This window comes from Variovorax sp. P4_B11, from assembly GCF_056402355.1.
The window spans coordinates 171,567-188,550 of record NZ_JBFUHO010000002.1 but is presented as its reverse complement, the minus strand read 5'-3'; the positions used below and the strand labels follow the sequence as shown (position 1 = coordinate 188,550).

The following is a 16,984-nucleotide window of genomic DNA, read 5'->3' as shown; positions in this document are numbered from 1 at the left end:
CCGCCTTGGGGCGGCCCGGCGCCGGCCTGGATGGCCCCCACGCTCCCCCACTGCGTGTGGGTCGCTGCCCCCCGAGGGGGCCGCAGGCCGCCTTGGGGCGGCCCGGCGCCGGCCTGGTACTCATGGGGTGGGCGGCAGGTCTTCGTTCAACGCGTAGCCCGTCCCGCGCAGCGTGCGGATCGGGTCGACCTCGGGCGCGATCGCCTTGAGCTTGGCGCGCAGGGTTTTCACGTGCGCGTCCACGGTGCGGTCGAAGCTGTCGCTGGCCTCGTCCCAGACCAGGCGCAGCAGGTCGTCGCGCGTATAGACGCGGCCGGGCCGCTGCACCAGCAGCCGCAGCACGCCGTACTCGTAGCGCGAGAGCTCGAGCAGGCGGCCGTAGTAGCGGATCTGCATGCGCTCGAGATCGAGCGCGAACGGCGTGGACGGTGTCGCCGCAGCCGCTGCCGGTGTCGGCGCTGCGGGCGCCGGCGCCCCTTGCGCGCCCCGGCCGCTGCGGCGCAGGATGGTCCGCACCCGCGCCACCAGCTCGCGCGGCGAGAAGGGCTTCGCGATGTAGTCGTCGGCGCCGAGCTCGAGGCCGACCACGCGGTCGATCTCGTCACTGCGCGCGGTCAGGAACAGCATCGGCACCTGCGCCCCCCCGGGCAGGGCCTGCAGCCGCTTGAAGAGTTCGAAGCCGTTCATGTCGGGCAGGCCGACATCCAGGATCGCGAGGGCCGGCGGCTCGGCCGTGAACTGGGCGATGGCCTGCTCCGCGGTGGCGCACCAGACCGGCACGAAACCATCGGTGCGCAGCACGTACTGCAGGGTGTCGGCGATGCCGGACTCGTCTTCGGCAATCAGGATCCGCGGGTTGAAAGGCATGGGCCGGATGGTAGCGGGCGCCGGCCGGCTTCCCGGCAGCGCGGCTCAGCGCAGGTCGAAGCAGCAGCCGGAGCAGAAGGCCTTGTCACCGCCCTCGACGAACGGGATCATTTCCGAGATCCGCTGCCGGATGGCGAACGCCCGCCCGGTCTGGACGACGCTGGGCAGCAATGCCGCCCCCCTTGGCGAGGCCACGATGGCTATTTGGCTTGGTAGCCGGCGTTCTCGATCGCCACGATGATGTCCTGCCGTGGGTGCTGGCTGACCACATCGACGTGCCCGGTCTCGAGGTCCACCGTGACCTGCGCACTGGGATCGATGGTCTGGACGGCGCTCTGCACCACGCCGGCACAATGACCGCAACTCATGCCCGTGACCTGGAATTTCTGGCTCATCGTGTTTGCTCCTTCATGTGAACGAATGGGCAAGTTTGAACCTTTCCCCCATGTCAATGTCCAGCGAGGGGGTGCTCTGTGCGGTACAAACGGGAAGTTTCCTTTCATCACGTCCCATGCGAATTCTCCTGGTCGAAGACGATGCGGTGCTGCGCGGCGTGATGCTGCGCAGCCTGGGTGACGCGGGCCACCGCGTCGATGTGGCAACCAGCGTCGAGGACGCCGATCACCTCTGGCGGGTGCAGTCCTTCGACGCCGTGCTGCTGGACTTGAACCTGCCGGCGACCGCCAGTCCGACCAGCGGCCTGGCGAGCGGCCTCGTGGCGCTGCGCCACGCGCGCGCCCGCGGCGACCGCACGCCGGTGCTGGTGCTGACCGCGCGCGACCGCACCGACGAGCGTATCGCGGGCCTGGATGCCGGTGCCGACGACTATCTCGGCAAGCCCTTCGACCTGGCCGAGGTCGAGGCCCGCTTGCGGGCGCTGGTGCGCCGGGCCCAGGGCACCGAGGACATCGCGCTGCTCGGGCAGTTGCGGCTCGATCGGCGGGCGCGCCGTTTTGCGGTGGGGGGGGTGCCGCTCGACCTGCCGGCGCGCGAGTTCGAGGTGCTGTGGGAGCTGATGAGTCCACCGGGCCGCACGGTCAGCAAGCGCGAGCTGTCGGACAAGCTGTCGACCTTCGACGAGTCCCTGGGCGACAACGCGCTCGAGGCCTTCATCTCGCGGCTGCGCAAGAAGCTGGTCGCCAGCGGCGCGGCCATTCGCACGCTGCGCGGCATCGGCTATCTGATGGAAGCCGAGACGTGAATTCCGGCGCGGCGGCGGCAGCGCCGTCGCTGACCGCGCGGGTCCTGCGCCGCGTGCTGGTGCCATTGGGCCTGACATGGCTGCTGGGCACCGCGGTGGCCGTGGTGGTCGCCAGCTATTTCACCGAGCAGGCCTTCGACCGCGCGATGCTGGACGACGCCTACTCGGTGTCGGCGAACGTGCGGGCGGGCGAGCGCGGCGCCGAGCTCCTGCTGTCGCCGCGCGAGGTCGGCAACCTGCTGTTCGACCAGTCGGAGACGGTCTTCTTCGCGGTGCTGCGGCCCGACGGCTCGCTGCTCGCCGGCGACGCCGGGCTCGACGCGCCACCACCGGGCGAAGGCGCGCGCCACCGCTTCTCGCGCATCGACTATCGGGGCCAGGCGCTGCGCGCGGTGGTGCTGGAACCGGGAGCGCCGGCCGGCTACCGGGTGATCATCGCGCAGACCACGCGGGCCCGGGCGCTGCTGATCGAGCAGCTTCTGGCGTACTCGCTGGCACCGCAACTGGTGCTGCTCGCCCTGCTGGCAGGCTGGCTCTGGCGTGGCATCGGGCGCGAACTGAATCCACTGGGCGAACTGCGCCGGACGCTCGAGACGCGCGACGCCCAGGACCTCGCCCCGGTGCCCGTGGCGCGCAGTTCGCGCGAACTCGAGCAGCTCGGCGATACGCTCAATGCACTGCTCGAGCGGCTGGCCCACAGCGCCGCGGCGCAGCGCGAGTTCGCCGGCAACGTGGCGCACGAACTGCGCACGCCACTGGCGGGCATCCGCGCGCTGGCCGACTATGGCCTGGCGCAGCGGAATCCTGCGATCTGGCGCGAGCAGCTGCAGCAGATCGCGACGAGCCAGGCGCGCGCCAGCCGCCTGGTGGACCAGTTGCTGGGCTTGGCGCTGGCCGACGAAGGGCGGACCCGCCTGCAGCGCGAGACCCTGCGCCTGGACCAGCTGGGGCAGCAAGCCGTGCTGCGGCACCTGGCACGTGCCGATGCCAAGGGCGTGGACCTGGGCGGGCTCGGGCTGGAAGATGCGGTGTCGGTGCAGGGCAATGCCGCGCTGGTCGAGGGCATCCTCGACAACCTGATCGACAACGCGCTGCGCTACGGCGGCCGCACCATCACCGTGGAGCTCGATGGCCTGACGCTGAGCGTGGCGGACGATGGTCCCGGCATCCCGGCCGAGGCCCAGCCCGACCTGCTGCAGCGCTGGGCGCAGGGCCCGGCGGGCCAGAAGCTCGGCCAGGGCGCGGGGCTGGGCCTGGCGATCGTGGCCCGCTACGCGAAGCTGCTGGGCGCCGAACTCCGCTTCGCCCGGGCTTCGGAAGAGGGCGGGCTGCGCGTCAGCGTGGCCTTCGCCCCCGACGCTCAGGCCAGTGCCGGATAGTCGATGTAGCCGGCCTCGCCGCCGCCGTAGAAAGTGGTCTTGTCCCACGGGTTCAGCGCTGCGCCTTCGCGCAGGCGGCGTACCAGGTCCGGATTCGAGATGAAGGGCCGGCCGAAGGCGACCAGGTCGTCGCCCTCCTTCAGCGCCTCGTCGGCCAGTGGCTTGTCGTAGCCGTTGTTGACCATCCACGCGCCTTTGCCGCCGGCCTCGCGATAGGCGGCTTTCAGGGCCTCGTAGTCGAAGGGCCGGTCGTCCAGCTCGCGCGGGCCGCCGGTGGCGCCCTCGATGACGTGGATGTAGGCCAGGCCGAGCGGCGCCAGCTGCCGGACCACGTAGTCGAACAGCGGCTGCGGGTCGGCGTCATGCACGTCGTTGGCGGGCGTGACCGGCGACAGGCGGATACCGGTGCGGCCGCCGCCGACGGCGTCGACCACCGCGCGCGTCGCCTCCAGCAGCAGGCGGGCACGGTTCGGGATGCTGCCGCCGTAGTCGTCGCTGCGCTTGTTGCTGCCGGTCTTCAGGAACTGGTCGAGCAGGTAGCCGTTGGCGCCATGCAGTTCGACGCCGTCGAAGCCGGCAGTCTCGACCGCGCTGCGCGCCGCGGCGGCGTACGCGTGCACGATGCCGGGCAGCTCGGCGGCATCGAGCGCGCGCGGTTCGGAGGTTTCGACGAAGGTCGGCACGCCGTCCTTGATCAGCACGGTCTTGGTCTTGGCCGTGATCGCGGAGGGCGCCACCGGCTTGCCGTTGTCGGGTTGCAGTTCGGTGTGCGAGACGCGGCCGACATGCCACAGCTGCACCACGATCTTGCCGCCCTCGGCGTGCACGGCGTCGGTCACGCGCTTCCAGGCGTCCAGCTGCTCGGTGCCGTAGAGGCCGGGCACGTCGGCATAGCCTTGGCCCTGCTGGCTGATCGCGGTGGCTTCGGTGATCAGCAGGCCGGCGGAGGCGCGTTGCGCATAGTAGGTGGCCGTGATGTCGCGCGGCACCGCGTTGGGTGCACGGTTGCGCGTCAGCGGCGCCATCACGATGCGGTTGGCGAGCGCCAGGTCGCCGGCCTGGACGGGGTCGAAAAGAGAAGACATGAAAGAAGTGCCTGTTGTTGTCGATGAAAGAAGGAAGACGGCCAAAGGGTAAACCCCAGATCGCAACCTTGCTGTCACGGGGTTGTCCCTTTGCTGCTATGGGCTGCAGCAGAATGGGTGCGCCCCATGTCCTTGCCTGCCGCCACGCTCACGTCTTCCCAAGCCCTCCGTCTCGCACTGGCCCTGTCGCTGGGGGCGGCCGTCTCGCTCGGCATCACCCGCTTCTCGTACGGCCTGCTGTTGCCGCCGATGCGCGCCGATCTGGGTTGGAGCTATGCGTTGGCTGGCAGCATGAACACCGCCAACGCCGCCGGCTACCTGTTGGGCGCGCTGCTGACGCCGGCCCTGATGCGGCGTGCGGGCCCGGTGCGGCTGCTGGTCGGCGGCGCGGTCGCGGCCAGTGCCTTCATGGCGGCCAGCGGCTTCTTCAGCTCGGCGCCGGCGCTGTTGCTGCAGCGCCTGCTGGCGGGGTTGGCGAGCGCCTGGGTGTTCGTCTCCGGCGGCTTGCTGGCGGCGCGGCTCGGCGCTTCGCAGCCGTCGCGTGCGGGCTTCCTGCTGGGCCTCTACTACGGTGGCACCGGCTTCGGCATCACGCTGTCGGCACTGCTGGTGCCGGCGGTGCTGCAGGCCGCCGCGGGAGCACCGCAGGGCTGGGCCTGGGCCTGGTGGGCGCTGGCGCTCGCCAGCTTCGCTGGCACCGCCGTGCTGGCGCTGGCCGTGCGGGCCATGCCGGGGGAGGGCGCTGCCTCTGCGTCGATGACGCCCTCACCTGCGCGGGGAACGGCAACCGCTTCCTCCTGGCCGGTGATGCGCTTCGGCTGGGCCCTTGCGGGCTACGCGCTGTTCGGTGCCGGCTACATCGGCTACATGACCTTCGTGATCGCGCTGCTGCGCGAGCAGGGTGCGAGTCCTGCCGACATCACGCGCTTCTACGCCCTGCTGGGCATGGCCTGCGTCGCGTCGTCGAGGCTCTGGGCCGGGCTGCTGGACCGCTACCGCGGCGGCGGCCCGCAGGCGCTTCTGAATGCCTTGCTGGGGGTGGCGACCCTGCTGCCGGTGCTGAGTCCGGCGTGGCCGGTGACGATGGCTTCCGGCCTGATGTTCGGCGCTGTCTTCCTGTCGGTGGTGGCGTCGACCACGGCGCTGGTGCGGCACAACCTGCCGTCCGCGCAGTGGGCCGCCGGCATCAGCGTCTTCACGATCGTCTTCGCGCTCGGCCAGATCGTCGGCCCCGCGGTCACCGGCTGGATCTCCGACGGCCGGGGCGGCCTGGCCGGCGGCCTCGTGGCCTCGGCCCTCACGCTGTGGGTCGGCGCCCTCCTGGCCTGGCGCCAACGCCCGGGCCAAAGCGGCGAAGCGACCCCGGTGCCCCACGGCCGGCGTAGCCAGGCCCGTTGGTGAAACACCGCGTGGGGGCGAGCTATTTCATGCCTTCGACTTTCAGTGCTTCCTGGACGGCCGGACGCGCTGCGATCCGCGCATGCCAGGCATTCACGTTTGCCAGATCGGAAAGATCGACACCGGTGGGCTTGGCCCAGTTGGTGACCGTGAACAGGTAGCCATCGGCGACGCTGAAGCTGTTGCCCATCAGGAACTCCTTCTCTGCGAGCTGGCTGTCGAGCCACTCGTAGCGCGACCGCAGCCGGGTCTTGAAAACGGTCTTGGCTTCTTCCGGCATGTTCGGATTGAACAGCGGCGAGAAGCCCTTGTGGATCTCGGTGCCGATGAAGGTGAGCCATTCCTGCAACCGGTAGCGCGGCATCGTGCCGTTGGCCGGAGCCAGGTTCTTGGCCGGTGCCAGGTCGGCGATGTACTGCAAGATGGCCGGACCTTCGCGCAGGCGTGTACCGTCGTCGAGTTCGAGCATCGGCACGTAGCCCAGCGGGTTGATGCCGTAGTAGTCGGTGCCGTCCTGCAGCTTGTGGCTCTTGGTGCTCGCGAGCACGGGCTCGAAAGCCAGGCCGGCTTCGCGCAACGCGATGTGGGGCGACAGCGAGCAGGCGCCCGGCGAGTAGTACAGCTTCATTCGAAAAACTCCAGTGAATAGGCAAAACGCGTTCTTGGCGACGCGAGCGCGATGCTAGCGGTTTCACGGTGCGCGCGTTGTTGTCCTACGGTGCCTTGGGCGTCCCGACGATGCCGTCGCCGGCCGCGCGTTTCTAAGCTTCCGCCCACTGCGGCGGGAGTCCGCCCTGCAAGGAGTTCTTTCATCATGTTGAAGTACGCCATCGTCTTCGCGGTCATCTCGCTGATCGCCGGTGCCCTGGGCTTCGGCGGCGTGGCGGCGGGCGCAGCCGGCATCGCCAAATTGCTGTTCGGCCTGTTCCTGATCCTGGCAGTCGTCTTCGTGGTGCTCGCGGCCTTGGGCGTGGGCGCGGTGAAGAAGGCGCTCGACTGATGCCGTCCCCTTGGCAGCGCTGGCCGCGCGTGCGGCCGCTGGTGCGCCTGCTTCAGAGTCCTGCGCATTGCGTGATGCGCGTGCTTCACGTCACCCGCTCGAATTGGCAACGGCAACAGTCACCCGACGGATCTCGCGGAGCTGCCGTTGAATGCCGTGCCTATGTCGCTTGCGGGGCGCGACGCTTCGGCTCACGAGCGCTCGGTTGGCGGCTGAGGACATGGCGTTGCTATCAAAATCATAGCAATCGGCCCAATGCCGATGGCCTGTGAGCGGTGGCTGCGGCCGAGTCGGCTTGTCCTCGAGGCAGCACGGAAACACGGCGGCGATTAAAATTGCCGCCCCTTTCCGAGAGCGCACGCTTGCTGCGCCCCATTCCATGCTGTACCCCGAAGAATTCGATGTGATCGTCGTCGGCGGCGGCCATGCCGGCACCGAAGCTGCGCTGGCCTCCGCCCGCATGGGCGCTCGCACGCTGCTGCTCACCCACAACATCGAGACGCTGGGTCAAATGAGCTGCAACCCCTCGATCGGCGGCATCGGGAAGGGCCATCTCGTGAAGGAAGTCGACGCCCTCGGCGGCGCCATGGCAATCGCGACCGACGAGGGCGGGATCCAGTTCCGCGTCCTCAATTCGAGCAAGGGACCGGCCGTGCGTGCGACGCGGGCCCAGGCCGACCGCGTCTTGTACAAGGCGGCCATCCGCCGCCGGCTGGAGAACCAGCCGAAGCTGTCGCTGTTCCAGCAGGCGGTGGACGACCTCATGATCGAGGGCGACCGCGTGGTGGGGGCGATCACGCAGGTGGGCATTTCCTTCCGCGCACGCGCGGTGGTGCTGACGGCCGGGACTTTCCTGGACGGCCGCATTCACGTCGGCCTGGACAACTACCAGGCCGGGCGCGCGGGCGACCCGCCGGCAGTGAGCCTGTCGGCCCGGCTCAAGGAACTCAAGCTGCCGCAGGGGCGCCTGAAGACCGGGACACCGCCGCGGCTCGATGGCCGGACCATCGACTTTTCGAAGTGCACCGAGCAGCCCGGCGACGGCATGCCGGGCGGGGCTGGCCCGATGCCGGTGTTCAGCTTCATGGGCCGCAAGGAAATGCATCCGCAGCAGATGCCTTGCTGGATCACGAACACCAACGCCCGCACCCACGACATCATCCGCTCGGGCTTCGACCGCAGTCCGATGTTCACGGGCAAGATCGACGGCATCGGGCCGCGCTACTGCCCGAGCGTCGAGGACAAGATCAATCGCTTCGCCGACAAGGAAAGCCATCAGATCTTCCTCGAGCCCGAAGGCCTGACCACCCACGAGTACTACCCGAACGGGATCTCGACCAGCCTGCCTTTCGACATCCAGTACCAGCTGGTGCGTTCGATGGTCGGACTGGAGAACGCCCATATCCTGCGGCCCGGCTACGCGATCGAATACGACTACTTCGACCCGCGCGAGCTCAAGAGCAATTTCGAGACGCGAGCGATCCAGGGCCTGTTCTTTGCCGGGCAGATCAATGGCACGACCGGCTACGAGGAGGCCGCGGCGCAGGGCTTGTTCGCCGGCGTCAATGCTGCACTGCAATGCAGGGGCGAGGACGCGTGGCTGCCGCGCCGCGACGAGGCCTACCTCGGCGTGCTGGTAGACGACCTGATCACCAAGGGCGTGACCGAGCCCTACCGCATGTTCACGAGTCGTGCCGAGTTCCGGCTGCAACTGCGCGAAGACAACGCCGACATGCGCCTGACCGAGACCGGTCGCAAGCTGGGGTTGGTCGATGATGCTCGCTGGGACGCCTTCTCGCGCAAGCGCGATGTTGTTTCACGTGAAACAGAACGGTTGCGTTCGATCTGGGTGAATCCGCGCAACCTGCCTGCCGCCGAATCCGAGCGGGTGCTGGGCAAAGCCATCGACCACGAGTACAACCTCGGCGACCTGCTGCGGCGCCCGAATGTCAGCTACGAGTCCTTGATGTCGCTGGACGGTGGGAAGTACAGCCCTTCGGTCGTGCCGGGGCCGGTGGAGATCGAGCAGATCGAGATTGCCGCCAAGTATTCCGGCTATATCGATCGCCAGCATGACGAGGTCGAACGCGCGGCGCATTTCGAAAACCTCAAGCTGCCCGCTTCCTTCGACTATGGGCAGGTCAAGGCCCTGAGTTTCGAAGTGCGGCAAAAGCTGTCGAAACATCGGCCCGAGACCCTGGGAATGGCGTCTCGCATTTCAGGTGTGACCCCGGCGGCGATCTCGCTGCTGATGATTCATCTTCGCAAGGGCGGGCACCAGGCCTTCGTGCGCGACACGGCTGAGGCTGCGGAATCGCCGTCCGCCGAATGAGCCAGGAACAACAACTGCGGGAAGGCGCGCGCGCCTTGGGCCTGCGCCTGAGCGATCTGCAATGCGAGCGCCTGCTGGCCTACGGCGCTCTCATCTTGAAGTGGAACAAGGCCTACAACCTGACCGCACTGAGGGATCCGGCGACGGTACTGACGCACCATCTGCTCGACAGCCTCTCGGTGATCGAGCCGCTTCGGCGTGAGTGTCCAGGCGGAGCGAATCTTCTGGACGTTGGGGCAGGGGCAGGATTGCCTGGCGTGGTGATCGCGATCCTGCGGGACGACATCCAGGTCACCTGCCTCGACGCGGTGGCGAAGAAGGCGGCCTTTGTCCAGCAAGTGGCCTCGGAACTGCGCCTGAAGAATCTTCGAGGCCTGCACGCGCGCGTCGAGACGCTGTCGGGCCGTTACGAGCTGATCAGCTCCCGTGCGTTCGCCTCACTGGCTGATTTCGTCCAGGGCTCGCATCACTTGCTGGCGCCGAAGGGCATCTGGATGGCCATGAAGGGCAGGGCGCCGGACGATGAAATCGCCCAACTCCCTGCGGATGGCGAGGTGTTTCACGTGGAACAACTGACGGTCCCCGGTCTGGATGCCGAGCGATGCATCGTCTGGATGCGAAAACCCGACGCCTGATTGGCGCTCTGCGCGTCGACCTCGCTTAGACTCGACGCACTCCCTTTTGAGGCACTTCCCATGTTCGGCATCGCTGACTACGGCGCATTCGTCGCGGCCATCATTCTTTTTCTTGCGATTCCCGGGCCTGGCAACCTCGCACTGATCACCTCGACCGGCAAAGGCGGGGTTCGCGGCGGACTGGCCGCCACCTTCGGTGTGATTGCCGGCGACCAGGTGCTGATGTGGGCCGCCGTGGCCGGCGTCGCCGCCATGCTGGCCGCCTACCCGGCCGCCTTCAGCGCGGTGCAATGGCTGGGTGCCGCCTACCTGGCCTGGCTCGGCTACAAGATGATCCGGGCCAAGCCCGGCGCGGCGCCCATCCTGAATATCCGGCCCCGACAGTACTTCCAGCAAGCCGTCACGATCACGCTGTTGAACCCGAAGGCCATCGTGTTCTACATGGCCTTCTTCCCGTTGTTCATCGATCCCACCCGCCACCAGGGCCTCGCGACCTTCGGCGCCATGGCCGCCACGATTGCTTTCCTGACCTTCTTGTACGGGCTGATCGTGACGCTTCTGACCTACTTTCTCGCGGAGCGGCTTCGTGCCAATCCACGAATCTCCGGTGCGCTGGGCAAGCTGGCCGGCGTCTTCCTGATCGCCTTCGGCTTCAAGCTGGCCATTTCCAGATAAACATGGCCAAGATTTTTTGCATCGCGAACCAGAAGGGCGGCGTCGGCAAGACCACGACCACCGTGAACCTGGCGGCCGGCCTGGCCAAGGTCGGCCAGCGGGTCCTGATGATCGACCTCGATCCGCAGGGCAATGCCACCATGGGCTCGGGCGTCGACAAGCGCCAGCTGGAAACCACGGTGTACGACGTCCTTCTCGAGTCGGCGTCCGTGGCGGAAGCGCGTGTCAACTCCGAAAAATGCGGCTACGACATCCTGGGTGCCAATCGCGAACTGGCCGGCGCCGAGGTCGAGATGGTGGCGCTCGACCGGCGCGAGAAGCGCCTGCGCACGGCCCTGGCTGCGGTCGGTGCCGAGTACGACTTCATCCTGATCGATTGCCCGCCCAGTCTGAGCCTGCTCACCCTCAATGGCCTGTGCGCTGCCCACGGTGTGATCGTCCCGATGCAGTGCGAGTACTTTGCACTCGAAGGCCTCACCGACCTGGTCAACACCATCAAGCAGGTGCACGCCAACCTCAACAAGAACCTGCAGATCATCGGCTTGCTGCGCGTGATGTTCGACCCCCGCATTACGCTGCAGCAGCAGGTGAGCGAGCAGCTCAAGGCCCATTTTGGCGACAAGGTGTTCGACACCGTGATCCCGCGCAACGTGCGGTTGGCCGAAGCACCGAGCTACGGACTGCCGGGCGTGGTGTTCGACCCGCTGGCCAAGGGCAGCCTGGCGTTTGTCGCCTTCGCGCAAGAACTGGTCGAAAAGATGCCCCCGGCCAGCGCACTGGCGTCCGAGGCGGCCGCACCGCCGGTGCCGGCCCCGATGGACGCTCCGCCCGTGGCGGTTCAGATGCCGGACGGCCTTTGAGCGCGCCAAAGATCCTGCTGCTGCCCGGTTGGCAGAACAGCGACCCAGACCACTGGCAAAGCCGCTGGGAGGCGGCCCACGGCGATCATCGGGTCGACCAGCACGACTGGATGCGGCCGCTGCGGGGCGACTGGTGCGCCCGGCTCGAGGAAGAAATCCTGGCGGCGCCAGGCCCGGTCGCACTCGCGGCGCACAGCCTCGGGTGCATCCTGGTGGCGGCCTGGGCCGCCCACTCCGGTCACACGCACCGGGTGCGGGCGGCGCTGCTGGTGGCGCCCGGCGACGTCGAGCGCGACGACCTTCGGCAGATGATCCCGGGTTGGGCGCCGATCGTGCGCCGCCCGCTGCCATTCCCGGCGCTGATGATTGCCGCCCAGGACGACCCGTACTGCGAGGCCGGGCGTTCCCGCCAGATGGCGGCTGATTGGGGGGCACGCTTCATCGATGCCGGTGCCCGCGGACACATCAACAGCGAATCCGGCCTGGGCGGCTGGCCCGAAGGCCGCGAACTGCTGAACGACCTACTGAAAGACGAATGACCTCCATGGCGACCAAAAAACCCAAGGGCCTCGGCCGCGGCCTCGAGGCCCTGCTGGGCCCGACCTTCAATGGCGCGGACAACGCGGTCAACGACGACTCGGCGTGGCCGAACCCGACCACGCTCCTGCTCGACCAGATGGTGCCGGGCATCTACCAGCCGCGTACGCGGATGGACGAGGGTGCGCTTTACGAGCTGGCCGAGAGCATCAAGGCGCAGGGCATCATGCAGCCGATCCTGGTGCGCCGGCTGGATGCCGATGCGGCGCGCGAGAAGAAGGCCGAATTCGAGATCATCGCGGGCGAGCGCCGCTTCCGCGCGGCCGGCCTGGCCGGCCTCGACAGCGTGCCGGTGCTGGTGCGCGACGTGCCCGACGAGGCCGCCGCGGCCATGTCCCTGATCGAGAACATCCAGCGCGAGGACCTCAATCCGCTCGAAGAAGCCCATGGCCTGCAAAGACTGGTGCAAGAGTTTGGGCTTACTCACGAATCTGCGGCCCAGGCCGTGGGACGCTCCCGCAGCGCCGCCAGCAACCTGCTGCGCCTGTTGAACCTGGCCGAACCCGCCCAAGCCATGCTGATGGCCGGCGACATCGACATGGGCCACGCCCGCGCGCTGCTGTCGCTCGACAAGGGCACGCAGATCACCGCGGCCAACCAGATCGCGGCCAAGAAGATGTCGGTCCGCGAGGCCGAGGCCCTGGTCAAGAAGCTGGCGGCCGAGTTCAGCCTCACGCCGTCGCCGCGGCGCGGCAACGCCGAGAAGTCGCGCGACCTGCTGCGCGTCGAGGAAGAGCTCGCCGACCTGCTGGCGGCCGAGGTCGAAGTCCGCATCAAGAAGCGCACCCGGCGCGGCGGGAAGGTGGAGGAGCGCGGCGAGCTCGCGATCCACTTCGGATCGCTCGATGCGCTCAACGGGCTGATCGATCGGATCCGCCAAACGGCCTAGGCCACGCCGCCCGCGGCCCATGCTTCTGGTTGAATTGATTCAACCAGTTACCGGCCCTATGCTCCCGCTACAACTTTTAATGTAAAAGTTCTAAGAGGGAAATCATATGGCACACCTCAGTTGGCCTCTGGCCGCCATGGCCGCGGGCGCGGTGCTGATCAGCGGCTGCGAAACCACCGATATGCAGATGGGCAGCCAGAGCGCCAAGACCGTGGCCACCGGCAGCGCTGCCGGCAGTGCCAGCGCCAACACCAGCGGCGCACTCGAGAAGTGCGACTCTCCGCTGGGCACGGTGTCCCTGATCGAGAACCAGTCGGCGGGTTGGTACACGATCCTGCGCAATGAATACAAGCTGCCACCGACCGCCAACTTGCTGCGGCTGTTGATCCAGCAATCGAACTGCTTCGTGGTGGTCGAACGCGGCGCGGCGGGGATGAACGCCATGTCGCGCGAGCGCCAGTTGTCGCAGTCGGGCGAGATGCGCCAGGGCAGCAACTTCGGCGCCGGCCAGATGGTCGCCTCCGACTACGGCATGTCGCCCGAGATCGTCTTCAGCAACCAGAACGCCGGCGGTGTCGGCGGTGCGCTCGGTGGGCTGGTCGGCGGCCGCTACAGCGGCGTGCTGTCGGCGGTCGGCGGCAACATGCAGACGAAGGAGGCGAGCGCGTTGTTGACCCTGATCGACAACCGGTCCGGGGTGCAGGTCGCGGCCTCGGAGGGCAGCGCCTCGAAGACCGATTTCGGCGCCTTCGGCTCGGTCTTCGGCGGCAGCGGCGGGGCCGCACTGGGCGGCTACACCAACACGGCCCAGGGCAAGGTGATCAGCGCCGCCTTCATGGATGCCTTCAACCAGATGGTGATCTCGCTGCGCAACTACAAGGCGCAAACGGTGAAGGGCCAGGGCCTCGGCGGCGGCGGCCGCCTGGGCGTCGATGGCGCCGCCCCGCCGTCGCAGACCTCCGCACCGAAAAAGAAGTAGTAGCTCGCCCCCAGGTTGCCCGGCACTTCGTGTCCGGGCGCCCACCCCCTACCGGGGGCGCAGTCAGCGGCCCGGCGAAGCCGGTTCCGCGACTGCCCACGAACGGGCGCGCTACGCGCGGCCGAAAAACGAGCACGGCGCCGGCTTTTCCTTCCCCGGCCGGCGCAGCCAGGCCCGTTGGTGAGACACCGCGGAACCGGCTTCGCCGGGCCGCTGGTGTTGCCCCCGGTAGGGGGTGGGCGGGCGACACGAAGTGCGCCCAACCTGGGGGCGAGTCACACCGTGAATATCTTGCCCGGATTCATGATGTTCTTGGGGTCGAGCGCGCGCTTGATGGTGCGCATCATCTCGACCGCGCCGGTGCCGGCCTCGGTCACCAGGAAGCCCATCTTGTGCAGGCCGACGCCGTGCTCGCCGGTGCAGGTGCCTTCGAGTGCCAGGGCGCGCGACACCAGCGCGTGGTTCAGCTGCTCGGCGGTCACGCGCTCTTCCGGAATGTTGGGGTCGAGCAGATAGCCGAAGTGGAAGTTGCCGTCGCCCACGTGGCCGACCAGGAAGTAGGGGATGCCGCTGGCATCGGCCTCGGCCACCGATTCGAGCAGGCAGTCGGCCAGCCGCGAGATCGGCACACAGGTGTCGGTGGAGATCACGCGGCAGCCCGGGCGAGACTGCACGGCCGCGAAGTAGCTGTTGTGCCGCGCGGTCCAGAGGCGGGTGCGCTCCTCCGGCGTGCTGGCCCATTCGAAGGCCTTGCCGCCGTGGCCGCTGGCCAGTTCCTGCACCGTCTCGGCCTGCTCCTTGACGCCGGCCGGCGACCCGTGGAACTCCATCAGCAGCATGGGCTCCTCGCGCAGGCCCAGCTTGGCGTAGGCGTTGACCATGCGCACCGTGTTGACGTCGATCAGCTCGACGCGCGCGATCGGCACGCCGAGCTGGATGATCTCGATCGTCGTGCGCACCGCGGCCTCGATGCTCGGGAACGAGCAGATCGCGGCCGACACCGCCTCGGGCAGCGGATAGATCCGCAGCGTGACTTCGGTGATCACGCCCAGCGTGCCCTCGCTGCCGACCATGAGCCGGGTCAGGTCGTAGCCGGCCGAGGACTTCTTGGCCCGGGTGCCGGTGCGGATCGCTTCGCCGTCGGCCGTCACCACCTCGAGCGCCAGCACGTTCTCGCGCATGGTGCCGTAGCGAACGGCGTTGGTGCCGCTGGCGCGCGTGGCCGCCATGCCGCCGATCGAGGCGTCGGCGCCCGGGTCGATCGGGAAGAACAGGCCGGTGCTCTTGATCTCCTCGTTGAGCTGCTTGCGCGTGACGCCGGGCTGCACCGTCACCGTGAGGTCGTCGGCGTTGATCGAGAGCACGCGGTTCATGCGGCTGACGTCGATGCTGATGCCGCCCTGCACCGCCAGCAGGTGGCCTTCGAGCGAGGAGCCGACGCCGAAGGGGATCACCGGCACGCTGTACGCGCCGGCGAGCTTCACCGCATCGGCCACGTCCTGCGTGCTCTCGGCGAAGACCACGGCCGAAGGCGGCGGCGCGTCGAAGGAGGATTCGTCGCGGCCGTGCTGCGTGCGCACGGCCAGTGCGGTCGAGCAGCGCTCGCCGAAGCGGGCCTTCAGGGACGCGATCAGTGCCTCCGGCACCGCGCGCAGCGCGATCTCGGGCGTGAGATGGGAGGGGGCGGTGGGGGCGTTCATGGGGCGCGGTCTCCTGAAGGGTCTAACATTCTACGAACCGCATCCTCAACCCGCACCAGAGAGACATCATGGGCAACCGCCTGACACAGATCGCAACGCGCACCGGCGACGACGGCAGCACCGGCCTCGGCGACAACACCCGCGTCCCCAAGGACCACCTGCGCGTGCAGGCGATGGGCGACGTCGACGAACTCAACTCGCAGATCGGCGTGCTGCTCTGCGAGCCGATGCCGGCCGCCGTGCGCGAGCTGCTGGTCGACGTGCAGCACCAGCTCTTCAACCTGGGCGGCGAGCTCTCGATGCCAGGCTACACCCTGCTCAAGGCCGAGGCGGTGCTGCAGCTCGACCATGCGCTGGCCGAGCACAACGCAGCCCTGCCGCGGCTGGCCGAATTCATCCTGCCCGCGGGCACCCGTGCCGCTGCGCAGGCCCATGTCTGCCGCACGGTGGCGCGGCGCGCCGAGCGCGCGGTGGTGGCGCTGGGCGCGCAGGCGGAGATCAACGCCGCGCTGCGGCACTATCTCAACCGCCTGAGCGACTTGCTGTTCGTGCTGGCGCGGGTGCTCAACCGGGTCGACGGCGGCGACGATGTCTACTGGAAGAGCGAGCGCATGGCCCGGGCCGCCGCCGAGCGCCAGGACTGAACCCGAAACCGCGAAGGAGAGCCAACGAATGTCCTTGATCCAATCCCCCCGCGCCCGCCTCGCTGGCGCGGCCTGCGCCTTGATGGGCGCCCTCGCGGTGCTGCCGTTCTCGGCACAGGGCGCGGACAACAAGGCGCAAGTGAAAGACAGCAAGGTGCTGAGCGGCATCGGGCGTGGAGCCGATGCCGCCGGCCGCGGCATTGCGCACGGCGCCGATGCGACCCGGCGCGGCGTCGATCACACGGCGGAGCGCGCCAGCGCGCCGGTGCGCCGCTGGGGCGAGGCCCTGGGCCGCAAGATCACGCCGAAGGGCAGCCAGCATCCGGCCGCACCGGTCATCGGGCCTCAAGGCAACGCGCCCTGACACGGGGCCGAGCCGCTTTCGGCCCGCAAGCAGCGAGGCTCAGGCCGCGGAAGGTGCGAGCTGGGCGCAGACGTTGCGCCCGGTGATCGTGAGCCGCAGCCCGCCGCCATGCCATTCGAGCCAGTTGAGCCGGACGTAGGCGTCGATGTCGCTGTCGTCGATGCGGTCGGCCTGGTGGTTCTGCAGGTGGCCGACGGTGCCAGGCAGGGCCTGCCGAAGTCGTTCGCGGGAAGCGGCTTCGTCGGCCGCCCTGGCGGAGATGCGCGTCTGAGAATTCGATGCCATGCGGTTTCGTTCCAATCGCTGAGGAATCGCTCCAATGTACGCTTCCTGCGCAATCAGTCACGGACCTATTTCGCGATATCGCGCAGGACAAACA

20 protein-coding genes are annotated in these 16,984 nt (G+C 68.4%); 13 read left to right on the top strand and 7 right to left on the bottom strand.

The window, feature by feature from the left end:
* Positions 1 to 120: 120 nt before the first annotated feature.
* From creB to AC1DYD_RS03075, 3 genes are read right to left on the bottom strand one after another with little or no spacing between them, the layout of a single operon-like run.
* Entirely contained in the window at positions 121 to 867 is a 747-nt protein-coding gene (gene creB, locus AC1DYD_RS03085) for a two-component system response regulator CreB (protein WP_478171274.1), read from the bottom strand.
* A 45-nt stretch (positions 868 to 912) separates the two neighbouring features.
* On the bottom strand, positions 913 to 1,038 hold the full coding sequence (locus tag AC1DYD_RS03080) for a hypothetical protein (RefSeq protein WP_478171273.1): 126 nt from the start codon (positions 1,036 to 1,038) through the stop codon (positions 913 to 915).
* A gap of 29 nt (positions 1,039 to 1,067) precedes the next feature.
* Positions 1,068 to 1,262 carry a heavy-metal-associated domain-containing protein gene (locus AC1DYD_RS03075; RefSeq protein ID WP_478171272.1) on the bottom strand — a complete coding sequence of 65 codons (195 nt, stop codon included), beginning with the start codon at positions 1,260 to 1,262 and terminating at the stop codon, positions 1,068 to 1,070.
* A gap of 116 nt (positions 1,263 to 1,378) precedes the next feature.
* On the opposite strand from AC1DYD_RS03075, the gene AC1DYD_RS03070 reads away from it, so the two are divergent.
* Positions 1,379 to 2,068: a response regulator transcription factor gene (locus tag AC1DYD_RS03070; RefSeq protein ID WP_478171271.1), complete on the top strand. Its 690-nt coding sequence runs from the start codon at positions 1,379 to 1,381 to the stop codon at positions 2,066 to 2,068.
* Positions 2,065 to 3,447: a sensor histidine kinase gene (locus AC1DYD_RS03065; RefSeq protein WP_478171270.1), complete on the top strand. Its 1,383-nt coding sequence runs from the start codon at positions 2,065 to 2,067 to the stop codon at positions 3,445 to 3,447. Before AC1DYD_RS03070 ends, AC1DYD_RS03065 begins: the two co-directional genes overlap by 4 nt.
* Here the strand turns inward: AC1DYD_RS03065 and AC1DYD_RS03060 are convergent.
* Positions 3,429 to 4,532 (bottom strand): alkene reductase, encoded by a 1,104-nt coding sequence (locus AC1DYD_RS03060; protein WP_478171269.1) that lies wholly within the window; start codon positions 4,530 to 4,532, stop codon positions 3,429 to 3,431. The two genes, AC1DYD_RS03065 and AC1DYD_RS03060, sit on opposite strands and share 19 nt — an antisense overlap.
* A gap of 126 nt (positions 4,533 to 4,658) precedes the next feature.
* Here AC1DYD_RS03060 and AC1DYD_RS03055 point away from each other — a divergent pair, with 126 nt between their 5' ends.
* Positions 4,659 to 5,933, top strand: coding sequence for a YbfB/YjiJ family MFS transporter (locus AC1DYD_RS03055; protein ID WP_478171268.1), 1,275 nt, complete (start codon positions 4,659 to 4,661; stop codon positions 5,931 to 5,933).
* Between the two features lie 19 nt (positions 5,934 to 5,952).
* Here AC1DYD_RS03055 and gstA read toward each other — a convergent pair whose 3' ends face one another.
* Positions 5,953 to 6,558 carry a glutathione transferase GstA gene (gene gstA / locus AC1DYD_RS03050; protein ID WP_478171267.1) on the bottom strand — a complete coding sequence of 202 codons (606 nt, stop codon included), beginning with the start codon at positions 6,556 to 6,558 and terminating at the stop codon, positions 5,953 to 5,955.
* Between the two features lie 186 nt (positions 6,559 to 6,744).
* On the opposite strand from gstA, the gene AC1DYD_RS03045 reads away from it, so the two are divergent.
* The 8 genes from AC1DYD_RS03045 (at position 6,745) to AC1DYD_RS03010 (ending at position 13,897) form a co-directional block, all read left to right on the top strand.
* Positions 6,745 to 6,930 carry a DUF1328 family protein gene (locus AC1DYD_RS03045; protein WP_478171266.1) on the top strand — a complete coding sequence of 62 codons (186 nt, stop codon included), beginning with the start codon at positions 6,745 to 6,747 and terminating at the stop codon, positions 6,928 to 6,930.
* Positions 6,931 to 7,309: 379 nt separating this feature from the next.
* Entirely contained in the window at positions 7,310 to 9,262 is a 1,953-nt protein-coding gene (gene mnmG / locus AC1DYD_RS03040; protein ID WP_478171265.1) for a tRNA uridine-5-carboxymethylaminomethyl(34) synthesis enzyme MnmG, read from the top strand.
* Positions 9,259 to 9,897: a 16S rRNA (guanine(527)-N(7))-methyltransferase RsmG gene (gene rsmG, locus AC1DYD_RS03035; RefSeq protein ID WP_478171264.1), complete on the top strand. Its 639-nt coding sequence runs from the start codon at positions 9,259 to 9,261 to the stop codon at positions 9,895 to 9,897. The genes mnmG and rsmG overlap by 4 nt, the downstream gene beginning before the upstream one ends.
* A 60-nt stretch (positions 9,898 to 9,957) precedes the next feature.
* Positions 9,958 to 10,572 carry a LysE family transporter gene (locus AC1DYD_RS03030; RefSeq protein WP_478171263.1) on the top strand — a complete coding sequence of 205 codons (615 nt, stop codon included), beginning with the start codon at positions 9,958 to 9,960 and terminating at the stop codon, positions 10,570 to 10,572.
* A 2-nt stretch (positions 10,573 to 10,574) separates the two neighbouring features.
* A complete protein-coding gene (locus tag AC1DYD_RS03025; RefSeq protein ID WP_478171262.1) occupies positions 10,575 to 11,432 on the top strand; it encodes a ParA family protein in 858 nt (285 codons plus the stop codon).
* On the top strand, positions 11,429 to 11,971 hold the full coding sequence (locus AC1DYD_RS03020) for an RBBP9/YdeN family alpha/beta hydrolase (protein ID WP_478171261.1): 543 nt from the start codon (positions 11,429 to 11,431) through the stop codon (positions 11,969 to 11,971). The genes AC1DYD_RS03025 and AC1DYD_RS03020 overlap by 4 nt, the downstream gene beginning before the upstream one ends.
* Positions 11,972 to 11,976: 5 nt before the next feature.
* Positions 11,977 to 12,918: a ParB/RepB/Spo0J family partition protein gene (locus AC1DYD_RS03015; RefSeq protein WP_478171260.1), complete on the top strand. Its 942-nt coding sequence runs from the start codon at positions 11,977 to 11,979 to the stop codon at positions 12,916 to 12,918.
* A gap of 106 nt (positions 12,919 to 13,024) precedes the next feature.
* Complete coding sequence (locus AC1DYD_RS03010; protein ID WP_478171259.1) at positions 13,025 to 13,897, top strand: CsgG/HfaB family protein; 873 nt, start codon at positions 13,025 to 13,027, stop codon at positions 13,895 to 13,897.
* Positions 13,898 to 14,172: 275 nt separating this feature from the next.
* On the opposite strand, the gene AC1DYD_RS03005 is transcribed toward AC1DYD_RS03010, so the two are convergent.
* Positions 14,173 to 15,597 (bottom strand): FAD-binding oxidoreductase, encoded by a 1,425-nt coding sequence (locus tag AC1DYD_RS03005; protein ID WP_478171258.1) that lies wholly within the window; start codon positions 15,595 to 15,597, stop codon positions 14,173 to 14,175.
* A 68-nt stretch (positions 15,598 to 15,665) separates the two neighbouring features.
* Between AC1DYD_RS03005 and AC1DYD_RS03000 the strand changes: the two genes are divergently transcribed.
* On the top strand, positions 15,666 to 16,241 hold the full coding sequence (locus AC1DYD_RS03000) for a cob(I)yrinic acid a,c-diamide adenosyltransferase (RefSeq protein WP_478171257.1): 576 nt from the start codon (positions 15,666 to 15,668) through the stop codon (positions 16,239 to 16,241).
* A gap of 28 nt (positions 16,242 to 16,269) precedes the next feature.
* Complete coding sequence (locus tag AC1DYD_RS02995; protein WP_478171256.1) at positions 16,270 to 16,605, top strand: hypothetical protein; 336 nt, start codon at positions 16,270 to 16,272, stop codon at positions 16,603 to 16,605.
* 39 nt (positions 16,606 to 16,644) lie between these two features.
* Here the strand turns inward: AC1DYD_RS02995 and AC1DYD_RS02990 are convergent, their stop codons facing one another.
* Entirely contained in the window at positions 16,645 to 16,890 is a 246-nt protein-coding gene (locus AC1DYD_RS02990) for a hypothetical protein (protein ID WP_478171255.1), read from the bottom strand.
* Positions 16,891 to 16,984: the final 94 nt, after the last annotated feature.

Bases quoted from the DNA above. Each gene is read 5' to 3' on its own strand.
- AC1DYD_RS03075 (WP_478171272.1), bottom strand. From the start codon at position 1,262: ATGAGCCAGAAATTCCAGGTCACGGGCATGAGTTGCGGTCATTGTGCC.
- mnmG (WP_478171265.1), top strand. From the start codon at position 7,310: ATGCTGTACCCCGAAGAATTCGATGTGATCGTCGTCGGCGGCGGCCAT.
- AC1DYD_RS02995 (WP_478171256.1), top strand. From the start codon at position 16,270: ATGTCCTTGATCCAATCCCCCCGCGCCCGCCTCGCTGGCGCGGCCTGC.
- AC1DYD_RS03010 (WP_478171259.1), top strand. From the start codon at position 13,025: ATGGCACACCTCAGTTGGCCTCTGGCCGCCATGGCCGCGGGCGCGGTG.
- gstA (WP_478171267.1), bottom strand. From the start codon at position 6,558: ATGAAGCTGTACTACTCGCCGGGCGCCTGCTCGCTGTCGCCCCACATC.
- AC1DYD_RS03055 (WP_478171268.1), top strand. From the start codon at position 4,659: ATGTCCTTGCCTGCCGCCACGCTCACGTCTTCCCAAGCCCTCCGTCTC.
- AC1DYD_RS03000 (WP_478171257.1), top strand. From the start codon at position 15,666: ATGGGCAACCGCCTGACACAGATCGCAACGCGCACCGGCGACGACGGC.
- rsmG (WP_478171264.1), top strand. From the start codon at position 9,259: ATGAGCCAGGAACAACAACTGCGGGAAGGCGCGCGCGCCTTGGGCCTG.
- AC1DYD_RS03060 (WP_478171269.1), bottom strand. From the start codon at position 4,532: ATGTCTTCTCTTTTCGACCCCGTCCAGGCCGGCGACCTGGCGCTCGCC.
- AC1DYD_RS03045 (WP_478171266.1), top strand. From the start codon at position 6,745: ATGTTGAAGTACGCCATCGTCTTCGCGGTCATCTCGCTGATCGCCGGT.
- AC1DYD_RS03025 (WP_478171262.1), top strand. From the start codon at position 10,575: ATGGCCAAGATTTTTTGCATCGCGAACCAGAAGGGCGGCGTCGGCAAG.
- creB (WP_478171274.1), bottom strand. From the start codon at position 867: ATGCCTTTCAACCCGCGGATCCTGATTGCCGAAGACGAGTCCGGCATC.
- AC1DYD_RS03015 (WP_478171260.1), top strand. From the start codon at position 11,977: ATGGCGACCAAAAAACCCAAGGGCCTCGGCCGCGGCCTCGAGGCCCTG.
- AC1DYD_RS03070 (WP_478171271.1), top strand. From the start codon at position 1,379: ATGCGAATTCTCCTGGTCGAAGACGATGCGGTGCTGCGCGGCGTGATG.
- AC1DYD_RS03030 (WP_478171263.1), top strand. From the start codon at position 9,958: ATGTTCGGCATCGCTGACTACGGCGCATTCGTCGCGGCCATCATTCTT.
- AC1DYD_RS02990 (WP_478171255.1), bottom strand. From the start codon at position 16,890: ATGGCATCGAATTCTCAGACGCGCATCTCCGCCAGGGCGGCCGACGAA.
- AC1DYD_RS03005 (WP_478171258.1), bottom strand. From the start codon at position 15,597: ATGAACGCCCCCACCGCCCCCTCCCATCTCACGCCCGAGATCGCGCTG.